The sequence below is a fragment of the Streptomyces aurantiacus genome, from assembly GCF_001418335.1.
GTDB lineage: Bacteria > Actinomycetota > Actinomycetes > Streptomycetales > Streptomycetaceae > Streptomyces > Streptomyces aurantiacus.
In genome coordinates this window covers 26,865-52,162 of the sequence record NZ_LIPP01000069.1, presented here as the reverse complement: position 1 = coordinate 52,162, position 25,298 = coordinate 26,865, and the positions used below count along the sequence as shown (strand labels likewise).

Sequence of the window (25,298 nt, the reverse complement as noted above, 5' to 3'; positions counted from 1 at the left end):
GCGTAGCGTTCGTGATCTTCGGTCCCGCAACCGATTCCCTCATCGGGTGGGATGACAGGCAAGATGGGGGCGTGACCCTTATCGATCAGCTGCCGCAGACCGCAGATCCCGACGCCCTCTACGAAGCCTTCGAGTCGTGGGCCGGGGAACGCGGTCTCACGCTCTATTCCCACCAGGAGGAGGCGCTGATCGAGGTGGTTTCGGGTGCGAACGTGATCGTGTCGACCCCCACCGGGTCCGGCAAGAGCATGATCGCCGCGGGTGCGCACTTCGCGGCGCTCGCCCGCGACGAGGTCACCTTCTACACGGCACCGATCAAGGCGCTCGTCTCGGAGAAGTTCTTCGAGCTGTGCAAGATCTTCGGCACCGAGAACGTCGGCATGCTGACCGGTGACGCGTCCGTCAACTCGGACGCCCCGGTCATCTGCTGCACCGCCGAAGTCCTGGCGTCGATCGCGCTGCGTGACGGCAAGCGTGCCGATGTCGGCCAGGTCGTGATGGACGAGTTCCACTTCTACGCCGAGGCCGACCGCGGCTGGGCCTGGCAGATCCCGATCCTCGAACTGCCGCAGGCCCAGTTCATCCTGATGTCGGCGACGCTCGGCGACGTCTCCATGTTCGAGGAGGACCTGACCCGGCGGACCGGCCGCCCCACCTCGGTGGTCCGCTCGGCGACCCGGCCTGTCCCCCTCTCCTACGAGTACAGGCTGACGCCGCTCACCGAGACGCTCACGGAGCTCCTTGAGACGAAGCAGGCGCCCGTCTACATCGTGCACTTCACCCAGGCGCAGGCCGTGGAGCGCGCGCAGGCACTGATGAGCATCAACATGTGCACGCGCGAGGAGAAGGACCAGATCGCCGCACTGATCGGCAACTTCCGTTTCACCACCAAGTTCGGCCGCAACCTCTCCCGTTACGTACGGCACGGCATCGGTGTGCACCACGCCGGCATGCTGCCCAAGTACCGCCGCCTGGTGGAGAAGCTGGCACAGGCCGGTCTCCTGAAGGTGATCTGCGGCACGGACACGCTCGGCGTCGGCGTCAACGTACCCATCCGCACCGTGCTGTTCACCGCTCTGGCGAAGTACGACGGAACCCGCGTGCGGACGCTGCGCGCGCGGGAGTTCCACCAGATCGCGGGCCGGGCCGGCCGGGCGGGCTTCGACACGGCGGGCTTCGTCGTGGCGCAGGCTCCCGAGCATGTCGTGGAGAACGAGAAGGCCCTCGCCAAGGCGGGCGACGATCCGAAGAAACGCCGCAAGGTGGTGCGCAAGAAGGCTCCGGAAGGCTTCGTCGGCTGGACGGACAACACGTTCGAGAAGCTGATCTCGTCCGATCCTGAGCCGCTGACCTCGCGCTTCCGGGTCACCCACACGATGCTCCTGTCCGTGATCGCACGGCCCGGCAACGCCTTCGCCGCGATGCGGCATCTGCTGGAGGACAACCACGAGCCGCGCAAGCAGCAACTGCGGCACATCCGGCGGGCGATCGCCATCTACCGCTCGCTCCTCGACGGCGGAGTGGTGGAGAAACTCGACACACCGGACGCCGAAGGCCGCATCGTGCGCCTCACCGTCGACCTGCAGCAGAACTTCGCCCTCAACCAGCCGCTGTCGACCTTCGCTCTCGCCGCGTTCGAGCTCCTGGACACCGAGTCCCCCTCGTACGCCCTGGACATGGTGTCCGTCGTGGAGTCCACGCTGGACGACCCGCGGCAGATCCTCGCCGCCCAGCAGAACAAGGCCCGCGGCGAGGCCGTGGCGGCGATGAAGGCGGACGGTGTCGAGTACGAGGACCGCATGGAGCGGCTCCAGGACGTGTCATACCCCAAGCCACTGGAAGAGCTGCTCTTCCACGCGTACAACACCTACCGCACGAGCCATCCGTGGGTGGGCGACCATCCGCTCTCCCCGAAGTCCGTCATCCGCGACATGTACGAACGGGCCATGACCTTCACGGAGTTCACGTCCCACTACGAGCTCGCCCGCACCGAGGGCATCGTGCTCCGCTACCTGGCGAGCGCCTACAAGGCCCTTGACCACACCGTCCCGGACGACCTCAAGTCGGAGGACCTGGAGGATCTGATCGCCTGGCTCGGCGAGATGGTGCGTCAGGTCGACTCCAGCCTCCTCGACGAGTGGGAGCAGCTCGCCAACCCCGAGGTGATGACGGCCGAGGAGGCCCAGGAGAAGGCCGACCAGGTCAAACCGGTGACGGCCAACGCGCGGGCCTTCCGGGTCCTCGTCCGTAACGCCATGTTCCGGCGCGTCGAGCTCGCCGCCCTCGATCACGTCGAGGAACTCGGTGGGATGGACGCCGAGTCCGGCTGGGACGCCGACGCCTGGGGCGAGGCGATGGACAAGTACTGGGACGAGTACGACGACCTCGGTACCGGCCCCGACGCACGCGGCCCCAAGCTTCTGCTCATCGAGGAGGAGCCGCAGAACGGTCTGTGGCGGGTCCGGCAGGCCTTCGCCGACCCCAACGGCGATCATGACTGGGGTATCAGCGCGGAGGTCGACCTGGTGGCCTCCGATGCCGAGGGACGTGCCATCGTCAAGGTCACCGCCGTCGGCCAGCTGTGAGCACAGGAGAACGCGACACATGACGAACCCAGCGGAACGACTCGTCGACCTGCTCGACCTGGAGCAGATCGAGGTCAACATCTTCCGTGGCCGCAGCCCGCAGGAATCCCTGCAGCGGGTCTTCGGCGGGCAGGTGGCCGGGCAGGCTCTCGTCGCCGCGGGCCGCACCACGGACCCGGAACGGCCCGTGCACTCGCTGCACGCGTACTTCCTGCGTCCGGGCCGGCCGGGCGTGCCCATCGTGTACCAGGTCGAACGGGTACGGGACGGGCGGTCGTTCACCACGCGCCGCGTCACCGCCGTGCAGCAGGGCCGCACGATCTTCAATCTGACCGCCTCCTTTCACAAGCCCGAGGAAGGGAGCTTCGAACACCAGCTGCCGCCGGCCCGTGAGGTCCCGGATCCCGATTCGCTCCCGAGCGTCAGCCAGGAGGTCAAGGAGCATCTGGGCGCGCTCCCCGAGACACTGGAGCGCATGGCCCGGCGCCAACCCTTCGACATCCGCTACGCGGACCGGCTGCGCTGGACTCCCGAGGAGATCGAGCACGCCGAGCCGCGCAGCGCTGTGTGGATGCGCGCCGTCGGCCCCCTGGGCGACGATCCGCTGGTCCACACCTGCGCGCTCACCTATGCGAGCGACATGACCCTCCTGGACGCGGTCCGTATCCCGGTGGAACCCCTCTGGGGCCGACGCGGTTTCGACATGGCCTCCCTGGACCACGCGATGTGGTTCCACCGGCCGTTTCGCGCCGACGAGTGGTTCCTCTACGACCAGGAGTCTCCGATCGCCACGGGCGGCCGGGGGCTGGCCCGGGGCCGCATCTACGACCGGGAGGGACGCCTGCTCGTTTCCGTCGTCCAGGAGGGACTGTTCCGCAAGCTGGAGGGCTGACGCGCCGATTCAGGGGTTTCTGCGCCGCAGCCGACCGAGGAGGCCCTTGGGCCGCTCCGGTTCGTCGACCCCGTGCCGCGCCGCGGCCTGCCGTCGCACACCGGACTGGTGCCGCACACCGGACTGCTGCCGTCCTTCGGCCGTGTGGCGCGCTTCGGCCGGCCGTCGCGGCTCGGCCGGATGCCGTAGGTCGGTCGGCTGCCGCGGATCGACAGGTCGTCGCGCATCGGCCGGTCGTCGTCCTTCGATCAATGGCCGTCCTTCGGACGGTCGCCGCAGCTTGGTGGCCTTCCGCAGCTCGGCCAGCTGTTGCTGCTCGGCCGGCAGCCGGTGCTCCACGAGCGGGCTCGGACGGTCCTCGTTCCCGTGCGGACTCCCGGGCTTCCCTGTCGGTCGCGGTGCGGGCCGGTGGTCGCGTGCCTCCTCCAGCCCGTTCGTCAAGTCGGCCCGGAGCCAGCTGATCTCGTCCGGATCCGCCGCTGTCGTGATCCGGGCGGTGACATGGGCGGCGGGCGAATCGGGGGCGCCGTGCGTGGGCTGATCGGGCCGGTGCCGGTCCATGTAGGCACGCTCGTAGGGATCACTGACGATCTCGGCGACCTGGGCGGGATCGAGCAGCGCCGCCACGGCCGCGACACGTGCCCAGGGATCCTCGGTCTGCCGAAGCAGGAAGCCGAGGTGCCGCCCTCGCCAGTTCCGGGCCCGTAGGTCCAGGCCCGTGTCCAACTGGCCGCGCAGCCCCTCGGGTACGCGGCCGTTCAGCAGTGGCGCGTTCTTCTCGTTCTCGGCGAACTGACGCAGTTCCTCGGCCGGGTACAGCCACACCACGGCCCGGTAGCGGTTCAGGTAGAACTTGACGGGAACGACGAGGCCCAGGCGGGCGAAGCGCGTGAACCGGGCGGTCGTGACACCCATGAGGGCCGCGCCCTCCGAGGTACCGACCGCTTTGACACGTTCCCGCAGGGCCTCCGGGAAGCCCTCCTCGGACCTCACCCGGTCGATCTCCGCGCGGGTGACGCGACGGCCTCCGCCTCCTTCGTCAGGCACCGTACGGATGCGCCCGAGCCGAACGGCAATATCGAACTCGCCTCGCTTGAGCCCCAGCTCTCGCGCGGCGCGCCCCTGAGCCAGTGTCGGTGGCGACGCCGGGGTGACGGCCATGTGCGTGGTGCCGGCGGATGCGCTCCTGCCCCCGACAGGCTCGTTCGAGCCGGACATGACGGACTGCGTGACGGTGTTTCCGGACATGACGGTTCTCCCCCGTGCAGCGGTGTGCGCTTGCGTGCGCTTGCTTCGGGAAAAACCGTAGCCGCTTCGCCACTTCTCGCGCCGGGCCTGTGGATAACCTCGTTCGCGATGGCGTCTGTGCAGGTCAGCCGTCCACGGAGGGCGAGTGCTCCGGCTGTCGGGCGTCGACACCGAGATGTTCGCCGACGCGATTGACCAGCAGCGTCATCGCGTACGCGACCTGACCGATGTCGGCCTCCGCCCCGCTGAGCACGCACAGACAGCTGCCGGTGCCCGCCGCCGTGACGAAAAGTACCGCGTCGTCGAACTCGATCATGGTCTGGCGGACTCGCCCCGCGCCGAAGTGCCGGCCCGAGCCCTTGGCCAGGCTGTGCAAGCCCGACGAGACGGCGGCGAGATGTTCGGCGTCCTCCCGCCGCAGACCCGTACTCGCTCCGGTCACCAGGCCGTCGTTGGACAGCACCAGTGCGTGGCGTATGTGCTCGACACGCTGGGTCAGGTCGTCGAGCAGCCAGTCAAGTCCCGGGTTCTCAGCCATGATCCGTCTCCCCGTGAGTGTGGCTCCCCCTGGCCGGAGGATCCGATCGACCAGCCTTCCCCACCGTCGCCGTCCGGGCAAGGAGGATAGGGGCATGGCACACAAGATGACCGATGAGGAATGGCGGGCGTTCGTCTCGCACGGAACCCGCACTGGCAAGTTGTCGACCGTCCGGGCCGACGGACGCCCCCATGTGGCGCCGATCTGGTTTCTGCTCGACGGCGACGACCTTCTGTTCAACACAGGGAAGACCACCGTCAAAGGGCGCAATCTGGCCCGGGACGGCCGGGTGGCCCTGTGCGTGGACGACGACCGGCCTCCGTACGCGTTCGTCGTTCTGCAGGGACGCGCCCGGATCTCGGAAGATCTCGACGACGTCCGGCTCTGGGCCGAACGGATCGCCGGCCGGTACATGGGCGAGGAGCGCGCCGGGGAGTTCGCGGCCCGCAACGGCGTACCCGGCGAACTCCTCGTACGCGTGAGGATCGAGAAAGTCCTCGCGGAGGCATCGGTCTCCGACTGAACAGGCCGGCACAGGTCGGCTCTCCACGTCGCGCCGCATCCGCCCCCGCTGTCCGAGCTGCCCGAGCTGCCCGAGCTGCCCGAGCTGCCCGAGCTGTCCGACAGGATCGGTTGGCGGTGGACGGGAACGTGGCCGCGGTGGGCGAGAGCGACGGAGACACCGGAGTCGCCGCCGACGACGGCGACGGCGAGCTCCGCGCGTTCGACGGTTGTGGGCGGGGCGGCACGAGGGCACTGTCGTCAGGGCTTTCGCGGCCTGCCCCGCCTCGCCTCCAGCGGGTGGCCCCGACGAGGACTCGGCCGTGCTGCTCGGCGTCCGATGCGAGATCATGCGGTGTATGAGCGACGACCACACGCATGTCCAGGAGTTCTTCTCGGCCCGTGCGGCCGACTGGGACAACCGGTTCCCCGACGACGGCCCGGCGTACGCGTCGGCCGTCTCCGAGCTGGGGCTGCGTGAGGGTGACCGCGTGCTCGACGCGGGCTGCGGTACGGGGCGGGCTCTGCCGCCCCTGAGGGATGCCGTGGGGCCTACCGGGGTGGTCCTCGGCGGGGACCTGACGCCGGCCATGCTGGAGGCCGCGGCACGGGCAGACCGTGACCGGGCCGGGCAGTTGCTCCTCACCGACGTGTCACGGCTGCCGCTGCGCGCGGAGTCGCTGCACGCCGTTTTCGCGGCGGGGCTCATCGCGCATCTTCCGAACCCGGCCGCGAATCTGAGGGAGTTGGCACGGGTCGTACGGCCCGGCGGGGTCCTGGCGCTCTTCCACCCGATCGGCAGGGCCGCCCTCGCAGCGCGCCAGGGCCGGCAGGTCTCGCCGGACGACCTGCGAGCGCAGGCCAACCTCGGCCCGCTCCTGTCGGCCTCCGGCTGGCGCATGACGTCGTACGTGGACGAAGACGCCCGGTTCCTCACGCTGGCCGTGCGCCGGCCCTGAGAACGCCGCTCAGGACCTTCCCGCAGCGCTCAGGGAGTTCGGGCCACTACGAAGGTGATCGACCCCGCTTCACCGCACCACCCTCCTGCTTCGCTGCACCACCGTCTTCTGATGCCGACGCTTCGACTCCAGCCTGACTGGGGACAGATGGGCGATGACCGGTGAAACAGCACACGGGGGAAGGTGGCCCGCATGTCCGGCACGATGGCCAGAGTCTGGAAGCTCTTTTCACGCCTGCGGCCGACTGAGTCCCGGCGTCCTGCCTCACCGGCCGAACCTCGCCCGAAGAAGCAGACGCACAACCTGTTCGAAGCTGCGGCGGCCTATGTGGCGGCGGGTGCCGAGGACGACCAGGACGGGATCGACGAGGCCGCGACCTGGGTGTCGCCGGAGGCTCTGTCGTTCGGCGTGAACGAGCTGGCGTGCCGGGCCGTCATCGCGCTCGCGCGGGAACGCGACGAGTCGCCCGCCACGGTGGCCCGGACGCTCCTCGGTCTGCCGGCCGCCTGACCGGGGCGCAAACAGAGAGCCCGCGACACCGGGGACGCCCCGAAGACAGACCGGGAGCAGGCTGGGGGCAGGCCGGGGGCAAAAAGCGGAATCAGCGCGACCGCAGCCGGTCGTTTCGCCCCCGGACCGGACGACGGGCGCGGCTTCCCGCATGTTCCGGCCCCGTGACAACGGCCGCGAGCGCGCATTAGGGTGCGCCGACGGATCGTAGCGATGGGGAGGTCGGGATGGCCGGGACGGACGATGAGGCCGTCGCCACCGGGGACGACGACGCACTGTACGTGCTGACGGCGGTGCTTCTGACGCCGGCGCAGTTCCCCAGTGTGCTGGGCGACGACTACCCCGAGGCCTGTGCGGCGCTCGGCCTCGCACCCCTCGCCGACGGGTACGGCCTGGTGCTGGGCCAGGACGGCGACGGAGCTCGGTGGACCGTCGTCATCGACGACGTCTCGCTGGTGGCCGTCGCCATCGCCTCCTGGGACTGCGGCATGGAGTACGACCTGTCGCCGGACGATCGCACGATGGTGGCGGCACTGCCCGGGTGGCCGCTCGCCGTGGCGGTCGCCGCGCCCGGTGTGCCCGCCCCGCACGATCCCGCGCCCGACATCGCGGAGCAGGCACCGCTGTGCCCGCCCGACACGTCCACATGGGGTGCCGCTCAGCGGCGTCTCGGAGCGGACGAGATCGCACTCCAGTGGGCCGCCTGGCGGGAACAGATCGACGAGACCGAATTCGCCGATTCGACGGCCGGAAAGACCACCCCGAGTGACGGGTCCGCCCAGCTCGGCGGGGACGAGGATGGGGGCGGGGGCGACGACGGGCGGGAGCCGCTCAGTGGCGTCCGGCGCGTCATCGCCGAAGCGCACGCGTACGTGGACGCGCCTCCGCCGCTCGGCCGCGTGCGCTCGTCCTTCGCCCCGGGCGACGCGCGGACGCTCCGGGCCGACGGGCCCGGCTGGTCGATGGTGGCGCGGACCGACGACATCGCCTTCGTGCTGCTCGACGAGAAGCCCGGGGAGATCCTGCCGGTCGGCCGCGGTCCCGAACTGCCCGGCCTGCTGGACGCTCTGGAGAAGATGGCCGTACGCCCGAACTGATCCGGCGGGCCGACACCGGAGGGGACGACGTGGGGCAGGCCGCGTCGGCGGATCGGCGTCGGACGTCGGGCGGCCACGCAGGGCGCGGCACATGGCCGCCCGTGGAGCCCGCCATCGGCAGGCCCACGAGCGGCGACGTGGTCAACTCCTGTGCCGGAAGGGAACCGAGCGGGTGGTGCCTCAGCGGCCGAGTTCCTTGCGACCGACGCGGCGCAGCCTGCGCCGCTGCGAGGGGTCCAGTGTGAGATACGCCGCCGCGGGAACTCCCAGGACGATCAGCAGGGCGGCCCACCAGGGCAGCCAGATGAGCAGGATGATGCCGACCGCGACACCGCCTGCGGCTGTCTTCGCGTTCCTTGACATGTCCGAGCCTCCTTAGCGGCTACTGCCGCTCTCTGTCTTGAGAACGGACCCACGCTCCCGGCGGTTCCGGACCGCGACCCTGATACGACCCCGATACGTCCCCGAGGTGCACCCCTACTCGACCCTGAGGGGCTCCCCGACCTCGTACAGGTGCCGCAGGGCCTGACGGTAGGAGTCCACGAGCCCCGTCTCCGTGTAAGGGATACCCAACTCCTGACAGTGGGCGCGCACCAGAGGCTGGGCGAGCTTGAGATGAGGGCGGGGCATGCTCGGGAACAGATGATGCTCGATCTGGTAGTTGAGACCGCCGAGGAACCAGTCCGTCAGCAACCCCCGGCGGACGTTGCGGGAGGTTAGCACCTGGCGGCGGAGGTGTCCCCAGCCCTCGCCGTCGGGGTCGGGCATCTCCATGCCCTTGTGGTTCGGCGCGAAGGCCATGCCCAGGTGCAGCCCGAAGAGCGCCTGGTGGATCACGGCGAAGACGAGGGCCGTGCCGAGGGGCATGGAGCTCAGCAGCAGAGTCGCGTACGCGGCGAGGTGCGCGATCAGCAGGAAGCCCTCGACCGGACGTTCGCGAGGAGACTGCCGACGCAGGTCCATCAGGCTGTGGACCTTCAGGGCGACGCCTTCGAGGAGCGTGAGCGGGAAGAAGAGCCACGCCTGATGGCAGGTGAGCCAGCGCCGCAACCCGGTACGGCCCGCCGTCTGCCCGCTGGCGAAGACCAGCACGTCGGCCTTGACGTCGGGATCCTTGTCGACGTGGTTGGGGTTGGCGTGGTGGCGGTTGTGCTTGTCGTTCCACCAGCCGTAACTCATGCCCAGCAGCAGGTTTCCGTGGATGAGCCCGATCACCCGCCCCGACCGCCGGCTGCCGGTGATCTGGGAATGGCCCGCGTCGTGGCCTATGAAGCCCGTGCGGGCGCACAGCACGGCGAGCACCGGGGCCAGCAGCAGCACCCACCAGGAGTGGCCGATCAGGACGATGCCCGTGACGACGGCTGCCAGGGCGAGCGCGTTGCCGGCGATGGTGAGCGCGTACCAACCCTGCCGGCGGTCCAGGAGCCCCTGACCTCTGACGGTGCGCAGGAGCGGGGTGAACTCGCTGGCGGGAGCGGCCCTGGAAGGCGGCTCCACGACGGCGGCGGTTTCGGGCATGCGGGACTCCGGTCTCTGATGGGAACAGGCTGGGCGGACAACGGGCCGACCTGTAGAACGTACGGATCACCGGCCTGGGGCGACCATGGCACCAGCACCCGGGTCCGGGCGGGGGAAAACTCGACCGTGGGGTGGACCTGACACCACCCCACGCGTGAAGTGACCGGGGTCACCACTCGGACATTTGGCGCACCTCTTACCGTGCCGTATTCTCGGCGACCCCGAGGCCCTGGTAGTCAAATTTGAGGAACGCAGTCATCGCTGTGCAGAGGATACCTGCCCCCACTCCCTCCGAGATCTCCGAACTGGCTCACTGCCACGCCGTGTTCGTCCCCGCCGACCCGGCCCGCACGGGCAACGTCGCTTTCTGGCTCCCCGACGGCGAAGAACTCCCTGCCGTCGGCTCCGGTTCCGTCGAGGAACTGACCGTCGTCCTTCCCGGCGAGGAGGGTGTCGAGTCGGTGCGGGTGCCCGCTGTCGTGCTGCCGGTGCGGGCGGCGCTCCCGGTCCTCACACGCGCGCGTGCCGCTTCACAAGCCCACGGGGCGACCGCCTTCTGGGGTGCCGCGGCCGTCCTGGCCCTCCAACTCGCCGCGCGGGGACTGCTGCTGCCCGGGCTGAGCGCCGGTGACCACGACGCGTGGCGCGCCGGCCCGCTGGGCGCGCGGGATCTGGAGCGGGTCCGTGAGCTGGCCGCCGCGATGCCGCCGCACGCCCACGCGGTGCCCGTCGACGAGGCCGAACCGCTGCGGCTGCCCGATCCCGAGTGGCTGCTGCGTGCCTTCCTCGACGCCGTCGCCGACACGCTGCCCCGCTCCCCCGCCGCGGCGCTCGCCGCGGGCGGCCCTGCCTTCGCCGCCCCCGAACCGCAGCACGTACCCGAGCACCGTGCCTGGGCGGCCGATATCGCGGCCGGGCACGACGCCGGCGTACGGATCTCGCTGCGCGTCGAGGTACCGGGGCTCGCGTCGGCCGTGTCGGACGAGAACCGGCTGCCGTTCCGCGCGGTGCTGCAATTGCACAGCGTCAACGACCCTGCCCTGCTGGCGGACGCCGCCGAGGTGTGGAGCGGGTCGAGTCCGGCCTTCGGCCCGCGCGCGCGGATGGACGCGCTGCTCGCGCTGCGCCGTGCCGCCCGGGCCTGGGCTCCGCTGGCCCCCCTGCTGTCGGCGACCGTGCCCGACTCGATCGAACTCGCCGACGAGGAGGTCAACGAGCTCCTGGGCGAGGGAGCCCGATCGCTCACAGCCGCCGGTGTGGAGGTGCACTGGCCCAGGGAACTCGCGAACAAGCTCACGGCCCGCGCGGTCATCGGGCCGCCGGACGGCGAACAGAGCGCGAGCGGACCGGTCTCGGACACGCCCTCCTTCCTGTCCGCCGACGCGCTGCTGGCCTTCACCTGGTGGTTCGCGCTGGGGGACCAGCAGTTGACGCGCGAGGAGCTGGACCGGCTCGCCGAGGCGAACCGCCCGATGGTGCGGCTGCGTGACCAGTGGGTCCTGGTCGATCCGCAGGAGGTGCGCCGCGCCCGTGCCCAGCAGGACCGCAAGCTGACACCCGTCGACGCGCTGAGTGCCGTCCTGACGGGTTCCACGGAGGTCGACGGCCGCAGGGTCGACGTGCGGCCCACCGGGTGGCTGGAGACGCTGCGGGACCATCTGTCGGACCCGGAGGGACAGGAACCGGTCGGGCAGCCTCCGGCGCTGGTCGCGACCTTGCGCGACTATCAGCTGCGCGGACTCAACTGGCTGGCCCGGATGACGTCTCTGGGACTGGGCGGCTGTCTCGCGGACGACATGGGCCTGGGCAAGACGATCACGCTCATCGCGCTGCATCTGCACCGGCAGGCCGACGAGTCCGCCGCGGGTCCGACACTCGTCGTCTGTCCGACGTCCCTCATGGGCAACTGGCAGCGGGAGATCGAGAGGTTCGCGCCGGGCACTCCCGTCCGCCGCTTCCACGGCGCGCGACGCAGTCTGGAGGGGCTTGCCGACGGCGAGTTCGTCCTCACGACCTACGGGACCATGCGGCTCGACACGGCGCGCCTGGCGGAGGTGTCGTGGGGCATGGTCGTCGCGGACGAGGCACAGCACGTGAAGAACCCGTACTCGGACACGGCCCGGCAGCTGCGGACCATCGAAGCACGCGCGCGCGTGGCGCTCACCGGCACTCCGGTGGAGAACAATCTCTCCGAACTGTGGGCGATCCTCGACTGGACGACGCCGGGCCTGCTGGGCCGGCTCGGCACGTTCCGCAACCAGTACGCGAAGGCTGTCGAGGGCGGGCAGGATCCGGGAGCGGCCGACCGGCTCGCCCAGTTGGTGCGGCCGTTCCTCCTGCGCCGCCGCAAGTCCGATCCTGGTATAGCGCCGGAACTACCGCCCAAGACGGAGACCGACCGCGCCGTGTCCCTCTCCACGGAGCAGGCGGGCCTCTACGAAGCCGTGGTCCGTGAAACCCTCGCGGAGATCTCGGGCGCCGACAGCATGGCGCGGCGCGGACTGATCATGAAGCTCCTCACCGGCCTCAAACAGATCTGCAACCACCCGGCGCAGTTCCTCAAGGAGGACCGGCCGAAGATCACCGGCCGCTCCGGAAAGTTGGAGCTGCTGGACGAGCTGCTGGACACCATCCTCTCCGAGGGGGCGTGCGTTCTGGTCTTCACGCAGTACGTGCGCATGGCACGCCTGATCGAGCGCCACCTGAGCGCACGCGGTGTGAACTCGCAGTTCCTGCACGGCGGTACACCCGTTCCCGAGCGCGAGGCCATGGTGCAGCGTTTCCAGGACGGCGCGGTGCCCGTCTTCCTGTTGTCGTTGAAGGCCGCGGGCACGGGGCTGAATCTGACGCGGGCCGAGCACGTCGTGCACTACGACCGCTGGTGGAACCCGGCCGTCGAGGCCCAGGCCACCGACCGCGCGTACCGCATCGGCCAGACGCGGCCGGTCCAGGTGCACCGGCTGATCGCCGAGGGGACGATCGAGGACCGCATCGCGGACATGCTGCTGCGCAAGAAGGAGTTGGCCGACGCGGTACTCGGATCCGGGGAGTCGGCCCTCACCGAACTGACCGACGCCCAACTGGCCGACCTGGTGGAACTGCGAGGAGGCGCCCGATGAGCGATCCGTACGAGAACACTCCGGAGCGCACGTTCGCCGCTCTGCCGCCCGCGAGCGGCCGGGGCTTCGCCCAGAGCTGGTGGGGGCAGGCCTGGCTCAAGTCGCTGGAGGACGCCGCGCTGGACTCGGAGCAGCTGAGGACGGGCCGTCGGCTCGCGCGCGCGGGAGCCGTGGGCGCCGTGTCGGTCCGCCCCGGGCGCGTCACCGCGGTGGTCCAGGGCAGCGACCGCACCGCGCACCGTGCGGACGTCCTGCTTCAGGAGCTGTCCGGGGAGCAGTGGGACCGGTTCCTGGGCATGGCCGCCGAGCGGGTGGGCCACATCGCGGCGCTGCTCGACCGTGAGATGCCGCCGCATCTGGTCGAGGACGCGGCGAGTGCCGGTGTCGAACTCCTGCCGGGTCTCGGCGATCTGGAGGCGGAGTGCGACTGCGACGCCTGGGACCACTGCGGTCACACCGCCGCGCTCTGCTACCAGGTGGCGCGGCTGCTGGACCAGGATCCGTTCGTGCTGCTCCTGCTGCGCGGCCGCGGTGAGCGCGGGCTCCTCGACGAGTTGCAGACGCGCAGCGTCCCTCGTGCCGAGACCGTCGAGGTGCGGCAGAACACGTACGAGGGTGTCGACGCCGCGGAGGCCTACGCGGCCGGGGAAATCCTGCCTCCGCTGCCCGAGGTGCCCGCCGTGCCCGCGGAACCTGGCCTGTCGCCCTCGCTGGACACGGAGGCCGCGCCCGCGCCCGGGATCGATCCGGCCGCGCTGGAGTTCCTGGCGGCGCAGGCCGCCCGTGAGGCGCACCGGCTGCTCGCCGACGCGCTCAGGCCGGGCCACGAACAGCGCGCGGTGGAAGCCGAACTGACGCCCGGGCAGGACGCCGTGCGGCTGGCGTGCGGTACGCCCGGTGCCTCGGTGGCCGTCCGGCTCGCGGAAGGTTCCGGGCGCGACCGCAAAGGTCTGGCGCTCGCGGTCCGCTCCTGGGAGTACGGGGGTGCGCCCGCGCTCGACGTACTGGAGTCGGACCGGCCGGTGGAGGCGGAAACGCTCGCACGCGCGCGTGCCGCCCTGGAGTCGGCCTGGGAGGGGGACGAGCGGCCCGTTCTGCGCGCGTCCGGCAACCGGTGGTCCGTGGCCGGCGGACAGACTCAGCTGCGTCTGGGCGCGGACGGCCGCTGGTGGCCGTACCGCGAGGTACGGGGCCGCTGGGCTCCCGTCGGACCGGCGTCCCAGGACCCGGCGACGGCGCTGGCCCTGGCCGAGGGGCAGGAGTGACAGCGGGCCGCGGGGCCGCCGGGGCTTGACCCGCCCCCACCGGATGAGCGCTGGACGCCCGGCGTTCACCCGTCGGCCGTACGGCGTTCGGGGCGAGGGCGAAATCTTGCGACTGTCATCGAACTTGTGTCCCAGGAGGCCCCATGTCCCCGTACGCCGCAGGCCGGCGCCGTGTCCACCGTTCCGTCGCCGCCGGCGTGCCGCTCGCCGTGCTGGCCGCTTTCGTGGTGGCGGGCCCCGCGGTCGGCGCGCCCTCCCGGGAGGCGCGGGTCACGGGTTCGGCGACGCTCGGCGAGCTCCCTCTCGGCACGTTCAGCAACGGGCTGCTGCCGGGCACGGTGGGCGACGACCGGGGTGTGGATCTCGGCGGCATCGGGAGCGACATCTACCCCGCCGGCCGCAAGGGGGAGTTCTGGACCGTCACGGACCGCGGGCCCAACGGCCAGATCAAGGTGGACGGCGTGAAGCGCCGTACGTTTCCCGTGCCCGGCTTCGATCCGGCGGTTGTGAGGATCCGGGTGTCCGGTGCGTCCGTGAAGGTGCTGGACTCGATCCCGATCACCACTTCTTCGGGCAGGCCCGTCACCGGTCTGCCCAACCAGAAGGCACGCGACGAGGCGCCGTACTCCTACGACGCGAAGACGCCGCTCTCGTTCGACCCGAACGGTCTGGACACCGAAGGGATCGTGCGTGCCGCGGACGGAAGTTTCTGGCTCGCGGACGAGTACGGGCCCTCGTTGGTCCATGTCTCCGCGCGCGGGAAGGTACTCACCCGGTTTGTCCCGAAGGGGCTGAACCTGACCGGCGCCGACTACCCGGTCGTCGAGGCGCTGCCCGCGGTCCTGCTGCACCGGAAGATCAACCGCGGCTTCGAAGGGCTCGCCCTGCTCCCGGGCGGGGATCTGATGCTGGCCGTACAGAGCCCGCTGTCCCTGCCGGACACGGATGCGGGTGAGGCGTCGCTGACCGCACGTCTGCTGCGTTTCTCGACGAAGAAGCACGCCGTGACCGCCGAGTACGCGTACCGGTTCGATCCGGTGGGCGTGGTGGACCCTGACGAGGACGACCCGTCCGAGCTGAAGATCTCGTCCGTGGTGGCCGTGGGCCGCGACCGGCTGCTGGTCGAGGAGCGCACCGACAACGCCGCCCGGCTGCAGGTCGTGAAGCTGACTCGTGGTGCGGACATCCTCGGTGACACGTGGGACGACAGCTCGACGTCGCCGTCCCTGGAACAGCTGGAGGATCCCGCGGCGTCCGGTGTCCCCGTGCTGCGCAAGCGTCTTGTCGTGGACCTCGGCAAGGTGAAGGGAGTGCCCGGGAAGATCGAGGGCGTCGCGCGCGTGGACCGTGACACGCTCGCGCTCATCAACGACAACGACTTCGGGATGACGGACGGGACAGGGGCCTTCGACGCCCAGGGACGCCTGGTGGACAGCGGAATCGAGACCACCGTGACGTACGTACGTCTGCCGCGCGGGATCTGAACGGGATCTGAACGGACGCCTCCGCCCGGCGTCTTCACCCGTCCACGCGCGACCCGTCCACGCGCGCGTGGCGTACTCCCCCGGACACGAAGCGGCCCCACGCGGAACGTGCTCCGGACTCATGGCGTGGCTCGCATGACTCCGGACATCTCCGCGCAGGGGCCGTTCTCCGTCCTCGCGCGTGCTCCGCCGCGATCAGCCGCGGGCGGCCAGCAGGTGGTCCATGGCCAGCTGGTCGAGGCGCTCGAACGCCATACCGCGGGCCGCTGCCGCCTCGGCGTCGAAGTCCTCGAAGGAGGCACGGTCCGCGAGCAGCGCCTGGAGACCGTCCGAGGCGGTGGGCTGCGCCAGTTCGTCCAGGCGGGAGGCCCGTAGGGCCTCCTGGACCTCGGGGTCGGCCCGGAAGGCGGCGGCCCGCTCCTTCAGGATCAGGTAGTTGCGCATGCAGCCCGCGGCCGAGGCCCACACGCCGTCGTAGTCCTCGGTCCGCGGCGGCTTGAAGTCGAAGTGCCTCGGGCCCGCGTAACCAGCCGTCTCCAGGAGGTCCACCAGCCAGAAGGCGGCCCGCAGATCGCCTCCTCCGAAGCGCAGGTCCTGGTCGTACTTGATGCCGGACTGGCCGTTGAGGTCGATGTGGAAGAGCTTGTCCGCCCACAGGGCCTGGGCGATGCCGTGCGCGACGTTCAGCCCGGCCATCTGCTCGTGGCCGACCTCGGGGTTGACGCCGTACAGCTCCGGGCGCTCCAGTCGCTCGATGAAGGCCAGTGCGTGGCCCACCGTCGGCAGGAGGATGTCGCCGCGGGGCTCGTTCGGCTTCGGCTCGATCGCGAAGCGCAGGTCGTAGCCCTGGGAGGTCACGTACTCCCCGAGGAGGTCGAAGGCCTCCTTCATACGGTCCAGCGCGACGCGTACGTCCTTCGCCGCGCCCGACTCGGCACCCTCACGGCCGCCCCACGCCACATAGGTCTGCGCGCCCAGCTCGACCGCCAGATCGATGTTGCGGATCGTCTTGCGCAGGGCGTAGCGACGCACGTCACGGTCGTTGGCGGTGAAGCCTCCGTCCTTGAACACGGGGTGCGTGAACAGGTTCGTGGTGGCCATCGGCACTTTCATGCCGGTCGCGTCCAGAGCCTGGCGGAAGCGCTTGATGTGCGACTCGCGCTCGGTCTCCGAGGACCCGAAGGGGATCAGGTCGTCGTCGTGGAAGGTCACTCCGTGGGCGCCGAGTTCCGACAGGCGCTGTACCGACTCGACCGGGTCCAGGGCGGCCCGGGTGGCGTCGCCGAACGGGTCCCGTCCTTGCCAGCCGACGGTCCACAGGCCGAAGGTGAACCTGTCCTCAGGGGTGGGCTGGTAGTTCATGGTGCGGCTCCTTGCGTGCTCCGACTATTTCGTCATGGCACTTAACAAATTAGTATGCGAAGGCATCTCTGGGAAGGGACAAGATGTCTCCGAGGAGGGGCAACGGGCGAAAACGGGGCTGTGCCGACCCCGACGGAACCCGAAAACACCAGGTCAGACCCCGCGGAGCCGCGGAAAAGGGAGAGTTCGATGTCAGCAGCCGAGGGTCCGCTCGTCGTCGGCGTGGACACGTCCACCCAATCCACCAAGGCCCTGGTCGTGGACGTGGCCACCGGCGAAGTGGTGGCGAGCGGCCAGGCGCCGCACACCGTGTCCTCCGGCGCGGGCCGCGAAAGCGATCCGCGCCAGTGGTGGGACGCGCTGCGTGAGGCGCTGCACCAGTGCGGGGACGCGGCGCGCGAGGCCGCCGCGGTGTCGGTCGGCGGCCAGCAGCACGGGCTCGTCACGCTCGACGCCCAGGGCGCTCCGGTGCGCCCCGCACTCCTGTGGAACGACGTACGGTCGGCTCCGCAGGCCCGCCGTCTCGTGGAGGAGCTGGGCGGTCCGAAGGCGTGGGCCGAGCGCACCGGCAGCGTGCCGGGCCCGTCCATCACGGTCACCAAATGGGCGTGGCTCGCCGAGCACGAGCCCGAGTCCGTCCGCGCCACCGCCTCCGTGCGGCTGCCCCACGACTACCTCACCGAACTCCTCACGGGCCTTGGCACGACCGACCGGGGCGACGCCTCCGGTACGGGCTGGTGGGCGTCCGGGACAGAGGCGTACGACGAGGAGGTCCTCCGCCACGTGGGGCTCGACCCGGCCCTGCTGCCCCGGGTGGTCCGGCCCGGCGAGGTCGTCGGAACCGTGCGCGACTCCGACGACCTGCCCTTCGCCAAGGGCACGCTGGTCGCTCCCGGCACCGGTGACAACGCCGCCGCCGCGCTGGGCCTCGGGCTGCGCCCGGGCACCGCGGTGCTCAGCCTCGGCACGTCCGGCACCGTGTACGCGGTGTCGACGCGGCGGCCCGCCGACCCCACCGGCACCGTGGCGGGCTTCGCCGACGCGCGGGGCGACTGGCTGCCGCTGGCCTGCACCCTCAACTGCACCCTCGCCGTGGACCGCGTCGCCGCCCTCCTCGGCATCGACCGCGAGGCCGTCGAGCCCGGTACGGATGTGACGCTGCTCCCCTACCTGGACGGCGAGCGCACCCCCAACCTGCCGCGCGCCTCGGGCCTGCTGCACGGGCTGCGGCACGACACGACCCGGGGACAGTTGCTCCAGGCCGCGTACGACGGAGCCGTCCACTCGCTGCTCGGCGCCCTGGACCTGGTGCTCGACGAGGACGCGGACCGTTCGGCGCCGCTCCTGCTCATCGGCGGGGGCTCGCGGGGAACGGCCTGGCAGCAGACCGTACGACGGCTGTCGGGGCGGCCCGTGCAGGTACCCGAGGCCAAGGAACTGGTCGCGCTCGGTGCCGCCGCACAGGCCGCGGGTGTGCTGACCGGGGAGGATCCGGCGGCGGTGGCCCGGCGTTGGAACACGGCACGCGGGCCGGTGCTGGAAGCCGGGGAGCGGGACGAGGCGGCGCTCGCGCGGATCGCCGGGGTACTCTCCGACGCGGCCCCGCTGCTGGAGCGGGAGGCCGATCAGGGCTGACGGCTTCGCCTCGGGGGAGCGGGGCCGGTTGTCGCCGGCTCCCCCGAGGCGCCACCACGGACAGGGCAGCCCTCAGGGGACCGGCCGGACGGGGACGAGGACTAACTCAGGCATGACCGCACCGCTTCACGAGGCCCACCCCAGCAGTCCCGGCCGACGGCTGCCCGATACGCAACAGGGCATGCGCCGCCGCAACCTCTCGCGGGTGCTGCACACCGTGAACGCCGACGGGCCGCTGTCCCGGGCGGCCGTCGCCTCCCGTATCGGGCTGACCCGGGCCGCCGTCTCGACTCTCGTGGACGAACTGATCCGCTCGGGGCTTCTTGAGGAGCTGGGCCCCGAGCGGCCCGGGCGAGTGGGGCGGCCCGGTTCGGCGCTGGCCCTGAGCGGGCGCGGCCCGGCGGGGATCGGTGCGGAGGTGGGCGTCGATCACCTCGCCGTGTGCGCGGTCGATCTGCGCGGCGAGGTGCGCGCGCGGTTGGTGCGGCACCGCACCAACCGCGGCCGAGCCCCCGAGCCCGTACTGCGGGAGCTCACCGAACTGATACGCCAGATCGTCGCCGAAGTGGACAAGGAAGGCCTGTGGCCGGCGGGTCTCGCCGTCGCCGTGCCCGGCCTGGTGGCGCGTGACGCCAGGACGGTGGTGCGCGCCCCCAATCTCGGCTGGCACGACACCGACCTGGGGCCTCTGCTGCCGGACGGACTCCCGCTGACCGTCGACAACGAGGCGAACTTCGGCAGCCTGGCCGAACTCTGGCTCAACGAAGCGGCACCGCGCGACTTCCTGCACGTCTCCGCGGAGATCGGTATCGGCGGTGCCGTGGTCGTGGACGGGCGGCTACTGCGTGGCACGCGTGGCTTCGCGGGCGAGTTGGGACACGTACCGGTACGGCCCGAGGGTCCGGCGTGCGCCTGTGGCGGGCGCGGCTGTCTTGAGCAGTACGCGGGCGAGGAGGCCGTGCTGCGCGCGGCGGGCCTGGAACCGGGCGAGGACCGCGTCGGGCTGCTGGCCGAACACGCCGCGGGGGGCGACAAGAACGTACGGCGCGCTCTGCGTGACGCCGGTACCGCGCTCGGCATCGCGCTGACGGGCGCCGTCAATCTGCTGGACCCGGAGGCCGTCGTGCTGGGCGGGGCCCTGTCCGGGCTCGCGCCCTGGCTGCTGCCGTCGCTGGAGCGGGAGTTGGCACGCAGGACGGCGGGGCCGGCCTGCGCGGTGTCGGTCTCCCGGCTCGGCCCGGAGGGCCCGCTGCTGGGCGCCGCGCATTCCGTCGTACGGGCCGTGCTCGATGATCCGGCGGCGGTGGGGGGCGGCGGGGCGTAGGCGCCGACCGCCCCCATCCCCCGCGTCCGCTGCGTCGCTGCGGTCCCCTTTCGGGTGACCGAGTTGTCCACAATCACCGTGCTGTCCACGGATCTCGGCCGCCCCCGCCTCCCCAACCGGCAAGACCCGTACCGTGGTTCACGCGAGACGCCGCCGTCGGAGGGACGGAGGCATGTCCGGGCACGTACGGGGATCGGGGGATTCGCATGCCGAAAAAGACGCATCGGGGACTGCACGCCCGGATCGCGAAACCGCGACGGCCCTGGGGCGTTGAGCCTTGCATCCACGGTTCGGACAGCGCCCGACGCCTGCCGAACCACCGCCCCGGGGCTCACGTACCCCGTCCCGGCGAGCACATCACCGCCCCGAGAGGAAACCTCCGTGGACCGAGCCAAGTTGCCGCCCGCCTCCCTGCCCAGCAGGCGGCGCCTGCTCCAGAGCGCGGCCCTCGCCACGCTCTCCACCGCCCTGCTCCCCAGCACACGGGCGGGCGCGGAGCCGCAAACCGTCGACTACCCGCGGTCCCAGTGGTCCAAGGCGAGCACGTCCAACTACACGGTGGCCGACCGCCCCACGAGCCATCCCGTCGACTTCGTCATCATCCACGTGACACAGGCGACCTACCCGGACACCCTCAGAATCTTCCAGAACCCGAAGAAGCAGGTGTCCGCACACTACGTCGTCCGGTCCACGGACGGTCACATCACACAGATGGTGCGCGAGCACGACATCGCCTGGCACGCGGGCAACTGGGACTACAACACCCGCAGCATCGGAATCGAGCACGAGGGCTGGGTGGACAAGCCGGCGTACTTCACCGACGCCCTGTACGAGGAGTCGGCGAAACTCACCGCGGCGATCTGTACCGAGTACGCGATCCCCAAAGACCGCTCGCACATCCTCGCGCACTACGAAGTGCCGGGCAGCGACCACACCGATCCGGGCCCGCACTGGGACTGGACGCGCTACATGAGACTGGTCGGCTCCGCCTGACCGCCACGAGCCAGGAGAGCATCCAAGACTGCCGCGACGCTTGTCCGCGTCCGCCGACGGAGTCACGATGTCACCAGCCTCGCCGCTGCCGGTCGCCGAGGCCGGTCCCAAGGCCGATCCGACTCCAGTCCAACGGCCAGGTCCCAACACCGGGCCGGCCACAGTCCAGCGCGAGTACAACACCTTGTGAGGAGGCCACATTGACCGATCCATGGGTGGCCCTGAACCCGGGGGCCGATCCCGCCGAGCGGGTTCGCGTGCTGCGCCGCGCTCACGAGACGTTCACCGAGGTGGGCACGGTGCCTCGGCCGGTACGGGCCGTGGTCGCCGAGTCGTGGCGGCGTTCCGCACGGGCCGGAGTCGGGCCGGACGGCTCCGCGCGTGTGGATCTCACCGACGGAGACCTCTGGTCGTACCGGGCGGAACACCCGTTGGCCCTGGTCATGCCACTGTTCCGGGAGCTCATGGGCACGTTCGCGTCGGACGGCGAGCATCTCCTCGCGGTGTGTGACGCGCAGGGCAGGCTCCTGTGGGTGGAGGGCCATCCCGGCACGCGACAGAAGGCGGACGGCATGAACTTCGTGCCGGGCGCGCGGTGGGCGGAATCCGCCATGGGCACGAACGCTCCGGGTACGGCGGTCGCGCTCGACCGGCCGGTGCAGGTGTTCGCGGCGGAGCACTTCATCCGGCGGGTCCAGCCATGGACGTGTGCGGCGGCTCCGGTGCACGACCCTCGCACGGGGCGGCTGCTCGGCGCCGTCGACATCACCGGCGGGGACGGGCTCGCGCATCCGCACAGCCTGGGCTTCGTGCAGGCCGTGGCACGCGCCGCCGAGTCCCAGCTGGCGCTGCTCACCCCGATACCGGCCGCCACCGACGCCCTGCAGTTGACCGCTCTGGGCCGGGACGAGGCGCTGCTGGTGGCGGACGGCCGCACGGTGCGCCTGAGCCGCAGGCACAGCGAGCTCCTGGTGCTGCTCTCCCGGCATCCGGACGGCCTGACGGGCGACGAGTTGCAATGCGCTTTGTACGAGGACGAGTCGGTGACGCCGGTGACGTTGCGCGCCGAACTGGCCCGCCTGCGCCGGTTGCTCGGCACCGGAGTCCTGGGTTCACGGCCCTACCGGCTCGCGGTTCCGGTCGAGTCCGATGTCGCGGTCGTGGAGCGCAAGCTGGGCGCCGGCGCGGTCACGGCGGCCGTGGCGGCGTACGCCGGTCCGTTGCTGCCCGGTTCACGGGCCCCGGCGGTGGTGCGGCTGCGCCGCCGGCTCGCGGACGGACTGCGGGCCGCCCTCGTCGCCGGCCGTGACCCCGACCTGCTGGCGCACTGGGCCCAGGCGCCGTGGGGCGAGGACGACCTCGACGTGTGGAGAGCACTGGCCACCAGCCGCCCGACCGCTCCGGTTCGGGCACGGCTGGCGGAGCTGGAGACCGAACAGTCGGCGTACCCCGGGGCGTACGCCGGATGGGCGCGACGCTGACGTACCTCTACAGCTACGTACGGCTGCGGCTCGTGCGGTCGGCAACGGTCGCTCAGCCGGCCCGCCGTGCCCAGCCCGCCATGCCGCCGTGCCTGGCCTGGTCCGGCCCGGCCCGGCCCGGCCCGGCGGCGCAACGTACCTGCAACCTCCGCGCCCCTACCCTCGCGGCGAGTGCTGTCCAAAGGCGGGCGGCCCTTCCTCGGGAGGCAGAGCACATGACCCGTTACGCGGCGCCCGGCACCGAAGGCGCGATCGTCTCCTACCAGTCGCGGTACGACCACTTCATCGGCGGCGAGTACGTACAGCCGGCCCGTGGGCAGTACTTCGAGAACCCGAGTCCGGTGAACGGGCAGCCGTTCACGGAGATCGCGCGAGGCACGGCCGAGGACGTGGAGCGCGCGCTGGACGCGGCGCACGCCGCCGCCCCCGCCTGGGGCCGCACGTCGGTGACCGCGCGGGCCGACATCCTCCTCAAGGTCGCTGACCGGATGGAGGCGAATCTGGAGAAGCTCGCGGTCGCGGAGAGCTGGGAGAACGGCAAGCCGGTCCGCGAGACCCTGGCCGCCGACATCCCCCTCGCCATCGACCACTTCCGCTACTTCGCGGGAGCGATCCGGGCACAGGAGGGGTCGCTCGGCGAGCTCGACGACGACACGGTGGCATACCACTTCCACGAGCCGCTGGGCGTCGTGGCGCAGATCATCCCGTGGAACTTCCCAATCCTGATGGCGGTGTGGAAGCTGGCGCCGGCGCTCGCGGCGGGCAACGCCGTCGTGATCAAGCCCGCCGAGCAGACCCCTGCGTCCATCCACTACTGGATGAGCCTGGTCGCGGACCTGCTGCCGCCGGGCGTCGTCAACATCATCAACGGCTTCGGTGTCGAGGCGGGCAAGCCCCTGGCGTCCAGCGCGCGGGTGGCGAAGGTCGCGTTCACCGGCGAGACCACGACGGGGCGGCTGATCATGCAGTACGCCTCCGAGAACATCAAGCCGGTCACGCTCGAACTCGGCGGCAAGTCGCCGAACATCTTCTTCGACGACGTGTGGGCGCGGGACGACGACTTCCGGGACAAGGCGCTCGAAGGTTTCACGATGTTCGCGCTGAACCAGGGCGAGGTGTGCACCTGTCCGTCCCGCGCACTCGTTCAGCAGGGCCACTACAACGAGTTCCTCGACGCGGCGATCGCCCGCACCGAGCTGATCAAGCCCGGCCATCCGCTCGACACCGACACGATGATCGGTGCCCAGGCCTCCAACGACCAGTTGGAGAAGATCCTCTCCTACCTGGACATCGGCCAGCAGGAGGGCGCCAAGGTACTGACGGGTGGTCACCGTATCGACTATGACGGTGAGTTGGCGGGCGGGTACTACGTACAGCCAACGATCTTCCAGGGCGACAACAGGATGCGGGTCTTCCAGGAAGAGATCTTCGGTCCCGTCGTGTCCGTCACGTCGTTCTCGGACTTCGACGACGCCATCAAGATCGCCAACGACACCCTGTACGGACTCGGCGCCGGGGTGTGGACGCGCGACATGAACACGGCGTACCGAGCGGGACGTTCGATCCAGGCGGGCCGGGTGTGGACGAACTGCTACCACGCGTACCCGGCGCACGCGGCGTTCGGCGGCTACAAGCAGTCCGGCATCGGTCGCGAGAACCACAAAATGATGCTGGAGCACTACCAGCAGACGAAGAACCTCCTTGTGTCGTACTCGCCGAAGAAACTTGGGTTCTTCTAGAGCCTCAAGCCGGTTGCCTGGAGGCTCCGTTCCGCTCCAGGCAACCTCTACACAGACACCACTGTCCGCGATCACCTTGGCACCTGACGTCACAAGTGGCGACTCAAGCGAATTTTCCCGGGGCAGTAGCGGGCCAGGTGGTCCCGCCGACCCAGCCCGAACGACGCACCCAAGGTGGACAATGACCGCGTCGTGCCGCTGACGGGGCGTCAGTCAACCGGGGGCACACGGTCCAGGCCGCTCTCGCGTAGAATCCGCTGGATGGTGGCGTCCAGAGGGCTGTCAGGGTCGATGACGCTCTCCAGGGCGTCTGGCAGCAGGTCCATCTCGCGGTACCAGTCACGCAGGTGGTCGGCGGTGACGTGCTTCAGATACGCGGCATCGGGCTTCGTCGCGTGCCGGAGCACCGTCTGCGCGTAGGGCACGTGAAGGTAGTAGCACCGCGTGACGCCGCGGTGGGCGCGCACCAGGTCCCGCAGCATCGTGCCGTAGTGGTCGGCGTACAGAATGCCCTCCACGACGACGTGGAAACCGTTGGCCAGGGCGTAGCGGGCGGTCAGGTCGAGCAGGCCGATGTTGGCGCCGCCGGGCCGGTCGCGTTCACGCAGCACGATCCGGCGCAGGTTGTCCTGGCCGACGATCGCAAGGTTGCGGCCGAACTTCTCACGCAATCCCGCCGCAACGGACGATTTCCCCGAGGCGCTGTTACCGCGAACCACGATCAGGCACGTGTCTTCAGTTCCCACCACACCACGCACGATATCGGCGGCCGTTGACAGGCAGGGCAGGTGGCACGCAAGGACCGCCCCGCTTTCAGCGCGAGGCAAGGTAGGGCCTGCCCTGCACCGTGCTCGCCTGACGGCGCGGGACCGTCCGCGCTCAGAACCTCGACCCACGTGCGTCAACGCCCGGCCCTGCGCTGTGCGTTCCGTTCCGACTGTGGCGGCTCCTTCCCACTCAGCGCGGAGAGCACGAGGTTGCGCCGGCCGCGGAAACTGCGGATGACCTGCTGACGGACGAGGTCGGTGCTAGGGCCCTTCTGATGGAT

19 protein-coding genes and 1 pseudogene are annotated in these 25,298 nt (G+C 70.7%); 14 read left to right on the top strand and 6 right to left on the bottom strand.

What is annotated here, in order from left to right; all coding sequences use genetic code 11:
• Positions 1 to 71 precede the first annotated feature (71 nt).
• The gene (locus AOK01_RS10325; protein ID WP_055510644.1) at positions 72 to 2,585 is read left to right on the top strand and encodes a DEAD/DEAH box helicase; all 2,514 of its coding nucleotides are present in this window, start codon (positions 72 to 74) and stop codon (positions 2,583 to 2,585) included.
• 19 nt (positions 2,586 to 2,604) lie between these two features.
• Complete coding sequence (locus AOK01_RS10320) at positions 2,605 to 3,477, top strand: acyl-CoA thioesterase (RefSeq protein WP_055510643.1); 873 nt, start codon at positions 2,605 to 2,607, stop codon at positions 3,475 to 3,477.
• 348 nt (positions 3,478 to 3,825) lie between these two features.
• Here the strand turns inward: AOK01_RS10320 and AOK01_RS10315 are convergent.
• Together AOK01_RS10315 and AOK01_RS10310 are read right to left on the bottom strand one after the other, a co-directional pair.
• A pseudogene (locus AOK01_RS10315) lies at positions 3,826 to 4,725 on the bottom strand (DUF6397 family protein); the annotation flags it as partial.
• Between the two features lie 124 nt (positions 4,726 to 4,849).
• On the bottom strand, positions 4,850 to 5,263 hold the full coding sequence (locus AOK01_RS10310; RefSeq protein WP_055510642.1) for a roadblock/LC7 domain-containing protein: 414 nt from the start codon (positions 5,261 to 5,263) through the stop codon (positions 4,850 to 4,852).
• Between the two features lie 94 nt (positions 5,264 to 5,357).
• On the opposite strand from AOK01_RS10310, the gene AOK01_RS10305 reads away from it, so the two are divergent.
• The 4 genes from AOK01_RS10305 (at position 5,358) to AOK01_RS10290 (ending at position 8,330) form a co-directional block, all read left to right on the top strand.
• Positions 5,358 to 5,786: a PPOX class F420-dependent oxidoreductase gene (locus tag AOK01_RS10305; protein ID WP_055510641.1), complete on the top strand. Its 429-nt coding sequence runs from the start codon at positions 5,358 to 5,360 to the stop codon at positions 5,784 to 5,786.
• Between the two features lie 337 nt (positions 5,787 to 6,123).
• Positions 6,124 to 6,723, top strand: a complete 600-nt coding sequence (locus AOK01_RS10300; RefSeq protein WP_055510657.1) for a class I SAM-dependent methyltransferase — start codon at positions 6,124 to 6,126, stop codon at positions 6,721 to 6,723.
• A gap of 192 nt (positions 6,724 to 6,915) precedes the next feature.
• On the top strand, positions 6,916 to 7,233 hold the full coding sequence (locus AOK01_RS10295; protein ID WP_055510640.1) for a hypothetical protein: 318 nt from the start codon (positions 6,916 to 6,918) through the stop codon (positions 7,231 to 7,233).
• A 227-nt stretch (positions 7,234 to 7,460) separates the two neighbouring features.
• Positions 7,461 to 8,330: a hypothetical protein gene (locus AOK01_RS10290; protein ID WP_055510639.1), complete on the top strand. Its 870-nt coding sequence runs from the start codon at positions 7,461 to 7,463 to the stop codon at positions 8,328 to 8,330.
• 180 nt (positions 8,331 to 8,510) lie between these two features.
• Here AOK01_RS10290 and AOK01_RS10285 read toward each other — a convergent pair whose 3' ends face one another.
• Both AOK01_RS10285 and AOK01_RS10280 read right to left on the bottom strand, forming a co-directional pair.
• Positions 8,511 to 8,693 carry a hypothetical protein gene (locus AOK01_RS10285; RefSeq protein WP_055510638.1) on the bottom strand — a complete coding sequence of 61 codons (183 nt, stop codon included), beginning with the start codon at positions 8,691 to 8,693 and terminating at the stop codon, positions 8,511 to 8,513.
• 114 nt (positions 8,694 to 8,807) lie between these two features.
• Positions 8,808 to 9,848 carry a fatty acid desaturase family protein gene (locus AOK01_RS10280; RefSeq protein ID WP_055510637.1) on the bottom strand — a complete coding sequence of 347 codons (1,041 nt, stop codon included), beginning with the start codon at positions 9,846 to 9,848 and terminating at the stop codon, positions 8,808 to 8,810.
• 263 nt (positions 9,849 to 10,111) lie between these two features.
• Here AOK01_RS10280 and AOK01_RS10275 point away from each other — a divergent pair, with 263 nt between their 5' ends.
• From AOK01_RS10275 to AOK01_RS10265, 3 genes are all read left to right on the top strand, one after another.
• Positions 10,112 to 12,967 (top strand): DEAD/DEAH box helicase, encoded by a 2,856-nt coding sequence (locus AOK01_RS10275; RefSeq protein ID WP_055510636.1) that lies wholly within the window; start codon positions 10,112 to 10,114, stop codon positions 12,965 to 12,967.
• A complete protein-coding gene (locus tag AOK01_RS10270) occupies positions 12,964 to 14,232 on the top strand; it encodes an SWIM zinc finger family protein (RefSeq protein WP_055510635.1) in 1,269 nt (422 codons plus the stop codon). Before AOK01_RS10275 ends, AOK01_RS10270 begins: the two co-directional genes overlap by 4 nt.
• Before the next feature lie 143 nt (positions 14,233 to 14,375).
• A complete protein-coding gene (locus AOK01_RS10265; protein ID WP_055510634.1) occupies positions 14,376 to 15,716 on the top strand; it encodes an esterase-like activity of phytase family protein in 1,341 nt (446 codons plus the stop codon).
• A 195-nt stretch (positions 15,717 to 15,911) separates the two neighbouring features.
• On the opposite strand, the gene xylA is transcribed toward AOK01_RS10265, so the two are convergent.
• A complete protein-coding gene (gene xylA, locus AOK01_RS10260; protein ID WP_055510633.1) occupies positions 15,912 to 17,078 on the bottom strand; it encodes a xylose isomerase in 1,167 nt (388 codons plus the stop codon).
• Between the two features lie 189 nt (positions 17,079 to 17,267).
• On the opposite strand from xylA, the gene xylB reads away from it, so the two are divergent.
• The 5 genes from xylB to exaC all read left to right on the top strand — a co-directional run bounded on the left by xylB (position 17,268) and on the right by exaC (position 24,250).
• Positions 17,268 to 18,713, top strand: a complete 1,446-nt coding sequence (gene xylB / locus AOK01_RS10255) for a xylulokinase (protein ID WP_055510632.1) — start codon at positions 17,268 to 17,270, stop codon at positions 18,711 to 18,713.
• A gap of 112 nt (positions 18,714 to 18,825) precedes the next feature.
• Positions 18,826 to 20,037 (top strand): ROK family transcriptional regulator, encoded by a 1,212-nt coding sequence (locus AOK01_RS10250; protein WP_055510631.1) that lies wholly within the window; start codon positions 18,826 to 18,828, stop codon positions 20,035 to 20,037.
• 381 nt (positions 20,038 to 20,418) lie between these two features.
• Complete coding sequence (locus tag AOK01_RS10245; RefSeq protein ID WP_055510630.1) at positions 20,419 to 21,030, top strand: N-acetylmuramoyl-L-alanine amidase; 612 nt, start codon at positions 20,419 to 20,421, stop codon at positions 21,028 to 21,030.
• 200 nt (positions 21,031 to 21,230) lie between these two features.
• Positions 21,231 to 22,511, top strand: a complete 1,281-nt coding sequence (locus tag AOK01_RS10240) for a GAF domain-containing protein (protein ID WP_055510629.1) — start codon at positions 21,231 to 21,233, stop codon at positions 22,509 to 22,511.
• 215 nt (positions 22,512 to 22,726) lie between these two features.
• Positions 22,727 to 24,250, top strand: a complete 1,524-nt coding sequence (gene exaC / locus AOK01_RS10235; protein WP_055510628.1) for an acetaldehyde dehydrogenase ExaC — start codon at positions 22,727 to 22,729, stop codon at positions 24,248 to 24,250.
• A 209-nt stretch (positions 24,251 to 24,459) separates the two neighbouring features.
• On the opposite strand, the gene AOK01_RS10230 is transcribed toward exaC, so the two are convergent.
• A complete protein-coding gene (locus AOK01_RS10230; RefSeq protein WP_055510627.1) occupies positions 24,460 to 25,008 on the bottom strand; it encodes an AAA family ATPase in 549 nt (182 codons plus the stop codon).
• Positions 25,009 to 25,298: the final 290 nt, after the last annotated feature.